General features: G+C 71.2%; 9 protein-coding genes. 5 read left to right on the top strand and 4 right to left on the bottom strand.

What is annotated here, in order from left to right; translation table 11 throughout:
• Entirely contained in the window at positions 1-1,047 is a 1,047-nt protein-coding gene (locus RYH79_RS11745; protein ID WP_370899323.1) for a glycosyltransferase family 4 protein, read from the bottom strand.
• 112 nt (positions 1,048-1,159) lie between these two features.
• Between RYH79_RS11745 and RYH79_RS11750 the strand changes: the two genes are divergently transcribed.
• Genes RYH79_RS11750 through meaB form a run of 4 tightly spaced genes read left to right on the top strand, consistent with a single transcriptional unit; the run spans position 1,160 to position 5,369 of the window.
• Positions 1,160-2,995 (top strand): S9 family peptidase, encoded by a 1,836-nt coding sequence (locus RYH79_RS11750; protein WP_370899325.1) that lies wholly within the window; start codon positions 1,160-1,162, stop codon positions 2,993-2,995.
• 37 nt (positions 2,996-3,032) lie between these two features.
• Positions 3,033-3,752, top strand: coding sequence for a DUF4013 domain-containing protein (locus RYH79_RS11755; protein ID WP_370899327.1), 720 nt, complete (start codon positions 3,033-3,035; stop codon positions 3,750-3,752).
• 31 nt (positions 3,753-3,783) lie between these two features.
• Complete coding sequence (locus tag RYH79_RS11760; RefSeq protein ID WP_370899329.1) at positions 3,784-4,209, top strand: cobalamin B12-binding domain-containing protein; 426 nt, start codon at positions 3,784-3,786, stop codon at positions 4,207-4,209.
• Positions 4,206-5,369 (top strand): methylmalonyl Co-A mutase-associated GTPase MeaB, encoded by a 1,164-nt coding sequence (meaB, locus tag RYH79_RS11765; RefSeq protein WP_370899331.1) that lies wholly within the window; start codon positions 4,206-4,208, stop codon positions 5,367-5,369. Before RYH79_RS11760 ends, meaB begins: the two co-directional genes overlap by 4 nt.
• 6 nt (positions 5,370-5,375) lie before the next feature.
• Here the strand turns inward: meaB and RYH79_RS11770 are convergent, their stop codons facing one another.
• The 3 genes from RYH79_RS11770 to RYH79_RS11780 form a co-directional block, all read right to left on the bottom strand.
• The gene (locus RYH79_RS11770) at positions 5,376-7,064 is read right to left on the bottom strand and encodes an ATP-binding protein (RefSeq protein ID WP_370899333.1); all 1,689 of its coding nucleotides are present in this window, start codon (positions 7,062-7,064) and stop codon (positions 5,376-5,378) included.
• Between the two features lie 73 nt (positions 7,065-7,137).
• Positions 7,138-9,813, bottom strand: coding sequence for an outer membrane protein assembly factor BamB family protein (locus tag RYH79_RS11775; RefSeq protein ID WP_370899335.1), 2,676 nt, complete (start codon positions 9,811-9,813; stop codon positions 7,138-7,140).
• Positions 9,814-9,932: 119 nt separating this feature from the next.
• A complete protein-coding gene (locus tag RYH79_RS11780; protein ID WP_370899337.1) occupies positions 9,933-10,559 on the bottom strand; it encodes a plastocyanin/azurin family copper-binding protein in 627 nt (208 codons plus the stop codon).
• 100 nt (positions 10,560-10,659) lie between these two features.
• Between RYH79_RS11780 and RYH79_RS11785 the strand changes: the two genes are divergently transcribed.
• Positions 10,660-12,828, top strand: a complete 2,169-nt coding sequence (locus tag RYH79_RS11785) for an ATP-dependent DNA helicase (protein ID WP_370899339.1) — start codon at positions 10,660-10,662, stop codon at positions 12,826-12,828.
• Positions 12,829-12,864 lie beyond the last annotated feature (36 nt).

Raw genomic sequence — 12,864 nt, forward strand, 5'->3', positions numbered from 1 at the left:
TCAGAACAGCCCGAACGCAGCGTCGGCCGCTTCGTACACCTCTGTGAACCGATCCAGGACGGCGTCGTGGTCGAACTCGGTGAACGAGTCGTCGATCGTCTCGCGCGAGACGGACCGACAGCCGACGATCTCGTCGGCCAGTTCCTGCGGGTCGGTCACGCGCCGGCCACGGTCGGCGTTCTCGACGAGTTCGTGGGCGCTGGAGCCGGCCTGGTACTGGACGATCCCGACACAGCCACACGCCAGCGCCCACAGGAGTCCGGACGCGAACGGCTCGCGGGTGGCGGTCTGGGCACAGACGTGAGCACCCTTGAGGATCGGGACGAACTCCGCGGGGGGGAGTCGACCGAGGAAGGTGACACGGTCGTCGATCCGGAGGTCCGCGGCGGCGCGCTCGGCGGCCGCGCGGCCGGGACCGTCGCCGATCACGGTCGCGCGCCAGTCGCGGTCCCGGAGCTCCGCCAGCGCGAGCAGGAACCCCTCGACGTTGGCGTGGCGGTCGATCCGGTCGCGGACGTACACGAGGTCCGTGCGTTCGTCCACGTCGGCAGCCCGGATCAGGTCGTAGTCGACACCTTCGGGGACGACACGGACGGTGTCCTCGTCTGCACCGTGTTCGCGGACGGCCGTCCGGACGAACTCCGAGGGGGCGGTGAGGCGGGTGGGCTTGCGGGCGACCTTCCGGGAGCCGTCGTCCGGGTCCCACCAGTCGACGACGACCGGGGTACGGAGGACGCGCCCGGTCGTCGCGGCGGTGGTGGCGTGGCCCGGTGGGTCGGCGACCGCGTGGACCACGTCTGCGCCGACGCGCCGGAGGGCGACGGGCAGCTTCGAGCGGAACGAGCCCGCGGCCGGCCCCTGGGTGACGGCGCGGTAGCGGACGTCGTTGCGGCGGAACTCCCGGTCGGTGCCGTCCCACCACTGCGAACAGAGCCACGCCACGTCGTGGCCGCGGGCCGCGAGCCCCTCGGCGACGCGCCGGGTCCGGCGAACTGCGGGGCCGTCGCGGTGGGCGGGCGTGTACATCGAGACGACCGCGACGCGCATTCTGCAGTGGGGTTGTCCCGGGGGGTTGTTAAACCGGGTGGTACCGGCCCGGCGCCGTCGGTCGGTCGCCGCGGCCCGAACGCTTTCGGCACCCCGCGGAGTACCCTGTTGCGTGAGTGAGAAGTCGTCACACGAGACGGGCGGCGGCGCCGCCCACGCGTACGACGTAGAGCGGTACCTCCGGATCAGAGCCGCGAGACGCGCCGACGTGGCCCGTGACGGGACGCTGGCGTTTCTGATGGACACGACCGGGACGAACCAGGTGTGGACCGTCTCGGAGCCGGGCGCGTGGCCGACCCAACGGACGTTCTACGAGGAGAACGTCTCGTTCGTCGACTGGTCGCCGACACGACGCGAACTCGCTTTCGGGATGGACCAGGGCGGCGACGAACGGACGCAACTGTACCGACTCGACCCCGAGCAGGGCCGGGTCCACGAGCTGACGGGGTTGCCGGAGGCGAAACACCGCTGGGGGGGCTGGAGCCACGACGGGGACAGAGTCGCGTTCGCCTCCAACCGCCGGGCCGGCGACGTGTTCGACGTGTACGTCCAGGGCCGCGACGAGCGGGGCGAGACGGCCGAACTCCGCCACGAGGGGGACGGCTGGCTGTCCGTCGCCGGCTGGAGCCCGAGCGACGACCGGCTGCTCGTCGGGAAGGCACACGCGACGTTCGATCAAGACCTCTACGTCCTCCACCTCGACAGCGGGGAGTTCCGACACCTCACGCCACACGACGGGGAGGCGCGCTTCGAGAGCCCGGAGTGGGGACCGGACGGCGAGTCGATCTACGTCGTCACCGACCGCGACACGGACCGGCTGGAGTTGGCCCGGCTCGACCCCGACGACGGCACGCTGTCGACGGTGGTCGCCGACTCGGAGTGGAACGTCGACGGGGTCGAGGTCGACGACTCCGGCCGACTGGTGTACTCCCGCAACGTCGACGGCTACACGGAGCTGACGGTGGGTGAACTGCGCGACCCGACGACCGTCGAGACGGTCGCGGAAGTAGACCTCCCGAAGGGGGTCGCCGGCGGCACCGCCTTCCACGAGGGCGGCGACGAGTTCGCCGTCACCGTCTCCGGTCGCACCGTGAACCCCAACTGCTTCGTCGTCGACGCCGACACCGGGGCGGCCGAGCAGTGGACCCACGCCGGCACCGCGGGGATCCCGACCGAGACGTTCGTCGAGCCGGATATCGTCCACTACCCCACGTTCGACGGCCGGGAGGTGCCGGCGTTCTTCTCGACGCCGGACGGCGCCACCGACGAGCTCCCGGTGGTGGTCGACGTCCACGGCGGGCCGGAGAGCCAACGGCGCCCCGGCTTCGACGGCGTGAAACAGTACTTCCTGGCGAACGGCTACGCCGTGTTCGAGCCGAACGTCCGGGGGTCGTCCGGCTACGGCCGGGCGTACAGCCACTTAGACGACGTGGAAAAGCGGATGGACTCCGTGGAGGACCTGAAGGCGGGCGCAGAGTGGCTCCACGACCACCCCTCCGTCGACCCCGACCGGATCGCCGTGATGGGCGGCTCCTACGGCGGGTTCATGGTGTTGTCGGCGATGACGGAGTACCCCGAGCTGTGGGCCGCCGGGGTGGACATCGTCGGCATCGCCAACTTCGTGACGTTCCTGGAGAACACCGGGGACTGGCGGCGGTCGCTCCGAGAGGCGGAGTACGGCTCGCTGGAAGACGACCGGGAGTTCCTGGAGTCCGTCTCGCCGATCAACAGCGTCGACCAGATCGACGCCCCCCTGTTCGTCCTCCACGGCGAGAACGACCCGCGGGTGCCGGTCGGCGAGGCCGAACAGATCGTCGAGGAGCTACGCGGCCGGGGGGTCCCGGTTCGGAAACTGATCTTCGAGGACGAGGGCCACGGGATCGGGAAGCTGGACAACCGGATCGAGGCGTACCGGTCGGTGGTAGAGTTCCTCGCGGAGTACGTGTAGGCAACGCTTAACTACCTGCCGACACCCCGTTCGGCAGATGATCACAGACGGTCTCTCGTACCCGGTGTCGGGCGACGACGGTCTCAAGCGACTGCTGATCGGGTCGGTGCTCGGGTTCGCCAGCGTACTCGTGTTGCCGGCGTTCCTCCTCCTGGGTTACTCCGTCCGGGTGCTCGGGGACGCCGCCCACGGCGGGACCGAGCCGCCGGCGTTCGACGACTGGGGGGAGATGTTCGTCACCGGACTGAAGGCGACGCTCGTGGCGGTCGTCTACGGGTTGGTGCCGTTCGGGCTGGTCGTCCTCCTGGCGGTAACGATCCTGAGCGGTGCGGCCGTCGGCGGGGACGCCGGTGGACTCCTGGCCGGGGTCGGACTCCTGGGCGTGTTGCTGTCGGTCGTGGCGTCAGTCCTCGTCTACTACCTCGTCCCCGCGGCCCTGACGAACATGGCCGTCGACGGCCAGATGGGTGCCGCGTTCGACCTCGGTCGGCTGAAGCGCGTGTTGCTCAGCGGCGACTATCTGCTCGCGTGGCTCGCTCCGGTGGCGCTGGCGGTCGTGTTGAACGTCGTCACGGTAATTCTCGTGGCGACGATCGTCGGGGCCCTGCTCGTCCCGATCGTCCAGTTCTACGTCCAGGTGGCCGTCCTGTACATGTTCGGCCGCGCGTACGGCGAGGTGACGGGGACGGCCGAGGGGCGTCAGACGCCGACCGGCGCCGGAGCTGGCCGGGACAACTCAGACACGAAACTCCGTTAGAGTGAACACGACGGCTCACGAAGACCGTGGTATGAGTACACAACAAGAACCGGGCGAGCGGACGATCCGGTGTCTGATCGCCAAGGTAGGGCTAGACGGCCACGACCGGGGCGCACACGTCATCGCGCGGGCGTTCCGCGACGCCGGCTTCGAGGTGATCTACTCCGGGCTCCACCGTGCGCCCGACGAGATCGTCCAGGCGGCCGTCCAAGAGGACGTGGACGTCCTCGGGATCTCTATCCTCTCGGGGGCTCACAACACGCTCGTCCCGAAGATCGTCGACGGGTTGGAGGAGTACGGCGCCTTCGAGGACACCCTGTTTCTCGTCGGCGGGATCGTCCCGGACGAGGACCGCGAGACGCTGAAGGGGCTGGGCGTCGCCGAGATCTTCGGCCCGGGCACGCCGATGGAGGAGACGATCGAGTTCGTCGAGGCGAACGCCCCCCAGAACCGATGACGAGCGCCGACCAGGGACAGGGGATCGACCCGGACGACGCCGACCGCGACGGCGGCGGCGACGGGCGAGACCCCGAACGCGACGACGTGGACGACTCGGACGACGACCACGCCGCACTGGTCGAGGAGCTGTTGGAGGGGCGTCACCGCGCGCTGGCGCGGGTCATCACCAAGATCGAGAACCGTGCACCGGGCTACCGAGAGATCGTCTCCCGGCTCCACGAACACACCGGCGCCGCGAGCGTCGTCGGGATCACCGGCTCGCCCGGTGCGGGCAAGTCGACGCTGGTCGACAAGCTGGCGAAGGCGTACCGCGACCGGGGGGAGACGGTCGGCGTGATCGCGGTCGACCCCTCCTCGCCGTACACCGGCGGCGCGGTCCTGGGCGACCGGATCCGGATGGCGTCGAACGTCGGCGACATGGACGTGTTCTTCCGGTCGATGTCCGCCCGCGGGAGCCTCGGCGGGCTGTCGACGGCCACCTCGGACGCGGTGAAGGCGTTGGACGCCTTCGGCAAGGACCGCGTGATCGTCGAGACGGTCGGCGCCGGCCAGAACGAGGTGGACGTGGTCAAGACCGCAGAGACCGTCTGTGTCCTGGTCCAGCCCGGATCCGGCGACGACGTACAGATGCTGAAGGCCGGCATCCTGGAGATCGGCGACGTGTTCGTCGTCAACAAGGCGGACATCGACGGCGCCCAACAGACGGTCGCCGAGCTGGAGGAGATGCTCCACATGCGCGACGACCCGACGAAGAACCTGAACACGGGTCACCACGGTCCGGTGTCGACGGACGACCTCGGCGCCGACGGCGACGACAGTGACGACGACAGAGACGCCTGGGAGCCGACGGTGTTGGAGACGGTCGCCACCGCCGGCGAGGGGGTCGAGGAGCTGATCGAGACGGTCGACGACCACCGCGACCACCTGGAGGCCACCGGGCAGTTGGCCGCCCACGCCCGGACGCGCTACGCCGAGGAGATCAGACAGCTGTTGCGGGCCGACACCGCGACGTTGTTGGAGGGGGAGTTGGCCGCCCGCGGCGGCGTAGAGCGGCTCGCCGAACGGGTCGCCGACCGCGAGACGGACCCGTACGCCGTCGTCGACGAGATCGTCGAGCCGTTGGCGGACTGTCTCGACGGGCGGCGGCCGGACGACTGACGCCGGTCAGGCTCGCTCGACGGCCGCCCCGACGACCGGCTCGGTGGCGGTGCCGGACTGGGTGTCGTCGGCGACCGGGAGCCGGAGTCTGACGACACTCCCCCGCGGCTCGTTTTGCTCGTACTGGAGTTCACCACCCAGTCGCGTCACCGCCCACCGCACCGCCCACAGTCCCAGCCCGCTGCCGTGTTCCAGCGGAGTCTCTTCTCCCTCCTCGATGGCCGTCCACTCGTGGGTCGGGATCCCCGGGCCGTTGTCGCGCACCGTCACCTCGACCGGGTACGCCCCCTCGCAGTCCGTCGTGACGGTGACGACGACCCGCGGGTCGTCGGTGTCGTTGTGGACGACCGCGTTCTGTGCGAGGTGGCTCAGCGAGCGGTACAGCAGTTCCGGGTCCGTCTCCACCCGGGCGTCCGGCGGGACGTTCGTCTCGACGGTGAGACTCGCCGCCTCCTCGTGGAGGTCGGCCGCGATCTCCGAGACGAACGACCCCAGGTCCACTTCGCGGGTCTCGGGGTCGTGGTCGAACAGCTGTGCGGCCTCGCGGGCCCGTTCCCCGAGCGTGATGAGGTTGTCCGACGCCTCCACGATCCGGTCGGCCGCCAGATCGTTCGACACCCCCTCGTTGCCGATCTCCTGTGCGAACCCGCGGACGACCGACAGCTCGTTGCGGAGGTTGTGACGGACGACCCGGTTGAGAACGGCCAGCCGTTGCTCGCGGAGCTTCTGGTCCGTGATGTCGGCCAAGACGACGATCGTGCCACGGACGCGGTCGCGGTGGTCGTGGAGCTGTGACACCCGCGGGGCGAACTGGCGGCGACCCTCGTCGGTGATGAGTTCGACGCTGTCCGTGGCGACGAGTTCCGAGAGGGTGGCGCCGATCACGGCCGGCAGCGGGTCACCCGTAGCCGCCGCCTCCTGCACCTCGAACTGTCGGTCGAAGGCGTCGTTCGTCTCGATCACGTCGCCGTCGGCGTCCAGGAACGCGACGGGGTCGGTGATCTCGTCGGCCAGCCGGCGGCGGCCGTACCGGCCGGCCGCGGGCGTCGTGTCGAACACGTCCCACAGGGTCGTGCCGCCGCCGACGGCGACACCGCCGACGAGCGTGGCGACGGCCAACGACGACGCCGGCGCCGGCGTCGCGCTGGCGAAGGCGACGGCCAACAACGGCGCCGCGACCGGCAGCCACAGCGCCGCCCCGGCGGACGACTCGACGCTGTCGTACGCGAGACTGCTGTACAGGTGGAGCGCACTCCCGCTGACGACGAGCAGGAACGTCCCCAACACCGCGACCGAGGCGGCGACGGCCACGAGCGGTGAGTCCGAGAGCCCGGTCGGCAGTCCGACCGTCGCGCTGACGAGCGTCCAGGCCGCGAACACGACCGGCGGCGTCGCCGCGGCCGTCACCCGGGGCCAGGTGGCCAACTCCCCGTTGCCGGTGTACTGGAGCACGAACACGAGCCACGGGACGGTCGCGGCCACGGTCGCGGCGCCGACGAGCGCTCTCATCGTCGTCGTGTCGCCGGGCGCCGCGACGACGACGGCCGCGGTGGCACCGGCGGTGACCAGGAGCGTGGCCGTAGCGAGGCTGTTCGTCCCCGCTTCGTCCGACCGGAACGCCGCGAGCGTCCCGACGGCGTACAGGAGTCCGCCCACAGTCGACGGGAGGACCACCGTGACGAACGGGGATAGCATACGGATTTCTCCGGTGCTTTCCTACATAAAATCCCGGTCCGGGTATCCGCGTCGGTAGCCCCGAGACAGTGTGTCAGTCGCCGTCGGAGTCGATCCGGCGGGCGACCGCCGCGAGGACGGCCACAGTTCCCGTCACCACACCTAATCCGGGTGCGCGTGTCGCGGTCGACTCCGTCCGCGGCTCCGTCGCAGTCGCCGTCCGCGTCGGGGTCGTGGTCGGCGACTCCCTCGTGGTCGGGGTCCGGGTCTCCGGCGTGGCGCTCCCCAGCGTCGCCAGCGTCGCCCGCGACCCGCGTCCGGAGCCGTCGTGTGTCTCGGTGATCGCGTACACGCGGCCGGCACCGTCGGCGGCGTAGACGACGCCGCCGGCGACCGTCGGCGGAGCCGCGACCGGTGTGTCGGCCTGGAACGACCACACTGGCGTCCCGTCGGCGACGGAGACGGCGTACAGGCTGCCGTCGGCGCTGCCGGCGTACACGCGGTCGGCGGCGACGGTCGGCGCCGACGACAGCTCCCCGTCGGTCTGGAACCGCCAGCCGCCCGTCCCGTCGGCGCCGACCGCGTGGAGCGTCCCGTCCTCGCTGCCGGCGTAGACGACCCCGTCCGCGACCGTCGGCGCCGCCGACACCCCGCTACCGGCGTCGTACGTCCACCGGCGGTCGCCGGTCGCGGCGTCGACCGCCGACAGCCGGCCGCCGTCGTCGCCGACGTACACCGTGCCGTCCGCGACCGTCGGCGCCTCCCGGACCCACCCCGCCGTCTCCAGCGTCCACCGACGGCTGCCGTCCGCGCCGACGGCGAGCAGCCGCCCGGGGCGACCGCTGCCGACGTAGACGGTCCCGTCGACGACCGTCGGCGCCGTGAGTCCGTACCCCTTCGGGGTCAGTGTCCAGCGGGTCTCTCCCGTGGCCGCGTCGACCGCGTACAGCGTGTGGTCGTAGTCGCCGGCGTAGACGACCCCGTCCGCGACCGTCGGCGACGACCGGATCGTCCCGGTGGACAGCCGCCACCGAACTGCGCCGGTCGCGGCGTCCAACGCGATCAGTTCGCCGTCGTCGCCGTCGCCGCCGACGCCAGCGTACACCACGCCGTCCGCGATCGCCGGCGCCCCGGCGACGTAGCCGTCCAGCCGACGACGCCACCGGATCCGACTTGTCTCCGTGTCGACCGCGAGCACCGCACCCGCGTCTGTGTCGGCGACGCCGACGTACGCCGTCCCGTCGACGACCGTCGGGGCTCCGTACACCGGGCCACCGGCGGCGACGGTCCACTGGACGCCGACATCGACCCCCGAGACTACCGTGTCCGTGTCCCCGTCTGCGTCGGTGACCGCGAGCCGGACGGGCTTGGTTCCCGGCGTGTCAAAGGATACCGCCGTCGACCGGCCGGTTCCGACGGGCTCGCCGTCGAACGACCACTCGTACGACAACGGCGTCGCGCCGCCGGTGGAGTCGCCGGCGTCGAGTCGGACGGCGTCACCGACCTCGGGGTTCGGGTCGCCAGACCGGATTCGGGCCGTCGGCCCCGGGACGGCTCCGTCGCCCATCGCCAGTTGCGCGCGAGAGTCGGCGCTCGTGGCGTCCCCCTCCGTCTGGGCGGCCAGGAGGCGGTCCGGTCGGCCGACCCGGTTCTCGACGCCGTACAGCGTCCCGTCGACGACGAAGAGCCCGTGTGCGTGCCAGTCGGCTCGGAAGCGTCGGCGGCGACGCCCGGTTCCGGCGTCCAGCGCTGCGACACCGTCGGCACCGTCGACGCAGACGACCCCGCCCGCGACCGTCGGGGTGACGGGCTCTACGTCGACCCGGCTGTGCCAGCGTCTGTCGCCGCTCTCGGGGTCGAGTGCGACGAGTGACCACCCGTCGCCGTCGTCTGCCGTCGGCACGAACAGCCGGCCGCCGGCGACCGTCGGCGTGACGGCCGCCGCCCCGACGGTCGCGCGCCACCGTGTCTCGCCGGTCGCGGCGTCGGCGGCGACGACCGCTCCGTCCCCGTCGACGACGTAGACCGTGTCCTCGACGACGGTGACGCCGCCGGCGTCGAACCGGTTGACCCCGGCCGGGCGGTCGGACACCTGGAGTCGCCACAGTTCGTCGCCGGCGGCGTCGAACGCCCAGACACCCGTCCGGTCGACGGCGTACACGCGGCCGTCGGCGACGACCGGCGCACCGTTCACCGGCTCGCTCGTCGACGCCCGCCAGCGTTCCGTCCCGTCGTCGGCCGCGACGGCGTGGACGCTCCCGGCCACGGTGCCGGCGTAGACCGTGTCGCCGGCGGCGGCGACGGCCGCGACGGGCGGGCCGTCGAGTCTCGTCTGCCACGCCCGCTCGCCCGTCTCGGCGTCGACGGCGGACAGTCGCCCGTCAGCGTCTCCGTTCGGACCGAGTTCGCCGCCGCCGACGTACACCGTGCCGCCCGCGACCGCGGGCGTCGCGCTCACGTCCCGCCCGGTGGTGTGCGTCCACCGACGCTCCCCGGTGTCCGGCCGGACCGCGACGACTCGGCCGTCGGAACTGCCGAGACAGACGACGCCGTCACCGACCGCGACCTCGCCGCGGACGTAGCCGCGGACCGGTTCGCGCCACCGGAGTTCGCCCGGAGTCGCCGTGGCCGTGCCCGTCGCGGCCGTCAGCCCGGTCACTCCGGCACCGGCGGCCGCCAAGAGTCGCCGGCGGGAGACTGCGCTGTGGTCGGTCGTCTCACTGTGCGCCGTGTCCGTGGCCGTCCGCCGGCCGTGTGGCTCGGGTGACATCGTCTGCGGGGGTGGCCTCCCCCGACGCGACTGCAGACTGGAGGGTCAGGCGGGGGAGTGCTCGTATGGTCCAGGGACGGAGGTCCCAGTAATAAATCGGGCGGTCGTAGACGGAACGGCTACTCCGGCGGACTGTAGTCGCCGCCGTACTTCACGAAGAAGTACGTCAGCCCGAGCGTCGTCACCATCGCCACGCTGGCGGCGACGCCGATCGTCTTCGCGGAGTCGGGGATCGTCGGGGCGCCGCCGGCACCGCCGCCCCCGCCGCTCGACGACTCGACGGCCTTCGTCGCGACGTCGCCGCCGACCGCGATTCCACCGACCATCCCGAGGCCCTTGTGGGGCTGGCAGTAGTACTTGTAGAGCCCTCCGCTCTCGAAGGTGATCTCGTGGGTGAAGCCGCTCCCTTCGAGCCCCTCGTGGCCGGAGACCCCGGCACCGTCTGGCATCGCCTCGAACAGGACGTTGTGCGACTGGTTGCCGACCCACTCGAACGTCACCTTCGTCCCGGTGTCGATCCAGAGGTTCGTCGGCGCGAACGCGACGCCGCCGCCGGCGCCGACCTTCACCGTCACCTCCTTACTCCCGCGCTTGTCGGCGTAGTCCCCACCCTTGGCGCCGTCCGTGTAGCCGCCGAAGTCGGGCTGCTTGCTCTGTGCAGTCGCCGGCGCCGACGCCCCGGCACCGAGTGCCGTCGCGCCCGCCGCCGTCCGCACGAACCCACGGCGACTCATCCCGTCGCTCATAGCCGCCCGTAGCCTGCTGGGGGACGTGAATCCATCGGTTCGCCCTCCCCCGCGGGCGTCCGCCGTCAGTGATTCATACCGTGGAGAACCAACTCCGAGCGTGGCGACAACAGACGACCACCTCCGTTTCTTCCCGTACGAGGAGCCGTACCCGAACCAACGGGAGGCGATGGACCGGGTCGGCAACGCCCTCGCGCGCGGCCAGGACGTGTTGTTCGAAGGGGCGCCCGGAACGGGCAAGACGCTGTCGGCGCTCGTGCCGGCGCTGAACCACGCCCGTGAACACGACCGGACGGTGGTCATCACGACGAACGTCCACCAACAGATGCGGCAGTTCGTCGCCGACGCTCGCGCGATCAACGAGGTGGAGCCGATCGACGCCGTCGTCTTCCGCGGGAAGTCGTCGATGTGTCACATCGACGTGGACTACCAGGAGTGTCAGACGCTACGGGACACGACCCGGACCCTCGTGGAGGACCAGCAGGACCGTGATCGACTGGAGCGGCGCGCCCGCGAACTCCGAGACCGGATGCGCGAGGGTGACGACGACGCCGCGGAGGCGTACGAGGCGGTGGCCGAGGAGTTGGAGGAGTTGGACGACCAGATCGACGAGGAGGCGGCGAACGTCTGTGACTACTACCGACAGAACCTCACGGGCGACACGGACGACTTCTTCGCGTGGCTGTTCGACGACGTGCGGACACCCGACGAGATCTACGAGTACGCCGGCGAACGCGGGTTCTGTGGCTACGAACTGCTGAAGGAGGGGATGGAGAACGTGGAGTTGGTGGTCTGCAACTACCACCACCTGCTGGACCCGACGATCCGCGAGCAGTTCTTCCGGTGGCTGGACTGTGACCCCGAGCAGGTCGTGACGGTGTTCGACGAGGCCCACAACGTCGCCGACACCGCCCGCGACCACGCCACGCGGACGCTGACGGAGAACACGCTGGAGTCGGCGCTGGAGGAACTGGAGGAGACGGACGACTCGCGGGCGGAGCCGGCCCGGAACGTCCTCACCGCGTTCACGGAGGCGCTGCGGGAGACGTACGAGGACGGTCTCGGCTTCGGCGCCCGCGAACGGGTCGACGAGAACTGGGAGGACGTCCCCGTCGCCAACGACGACCGCCGGGACGACCTCACGCTCGCGTTCCTCGACCGCTACGAGGGCCGCGGCATCCGCGCGGAGTGTGACCTGGCGCTCCAGCTGGGCAAACGGCTGGACGAGCGCTACGAGGAGGCGTACCGCAACGGGGACAGTGCCACCCGGCGAGAGTGTCAGCTCCTCCAGGCCGCCGACTTCGTCGCCGCCTGGATGGACGACAACGGCGAACTGGGTCAACACCCCGTGGTGGCCGTCCGGCGCGACGGCGGCACCGGCGACGTGTACGGCCGGGCGGAGCTGTACACCTGTATCCCGCGACAGGTGACCGGAGAGCTGTTCTCGGAGGTGTACGCCTCCGTGTTGATGTCGGCGACGCTGCGGCCGTTCGACGTGACCGAGGACGTGCTCGGGCTGGAGTCGCCGGCGACGCTGGCGTACGACCTCGCGTACCCCGAGGCGAACCGGCGGACGTACGCCGTCTCCACGCCGGCGTTGTTCGCGTCCGAACGCGACGACCCCGCCACCCAGGAGACGGTGGCGAGCACACTCGCCGACGCCGTCCGGACGACGCCCGGCAACAGCCTGTTGTTCTTCCCGTCGTACGCCGAGGCGGAGCGTTACCACGAACTGCTGTCGGGCGACCCGGAGTTGGGCCGGCTCATGCGTGACGAGGCCGGCAGCCGGGCCGAAGAGCTCCGCCGGCGGTTCGTCGACGCCGACGACGCCGCTCTGTTCACCTCGCTGTGGGGGACACTCGCGGAGGGGGTGAGCTTCGACGGGGACGCCGCCCGGACGGTCGCGGTCGTCGGCGTGCCGTACCCCCACCTCTCCGAGCGGATGGAGGCCGTCCAGGAGGCTTACGACCGGGCGTTCGCGGAGCGGACCCGCGACGCCGGCTGGGAGTACGCCGTCGAGATCCCCACCGTCCGGAAGACCAGACAGGCGCTCGGGCGGGTGATCCGGTCGCCCGACGACTACGGCGTCCGGCTCCTGCTGGACGAGCGCTACACGACCGCGGACATGGGACAGTACTCCGTCCGGGACGCGTTCCCGCCGGCGGAACGCTCGGAGCTCGTGGACGTGGAGCCGGAGAAGCTCCGCTTCGGGATGCGCAACTTCTACGTCGACCACGACGCCTACGACGGCGACCCGCCGGCGCCGTGATACGGCGGAGGCGGCCGAGCCACGCTGTGCCGTCCC

It is taken from the genome of Halobaculum sp. MBLA0143 (assembly GCF_041361465.1).
GTDB lineage: Archaea > Halobacteriota > Halobacteria > Halobacteriales > Haloferacaceae > JAHENP01.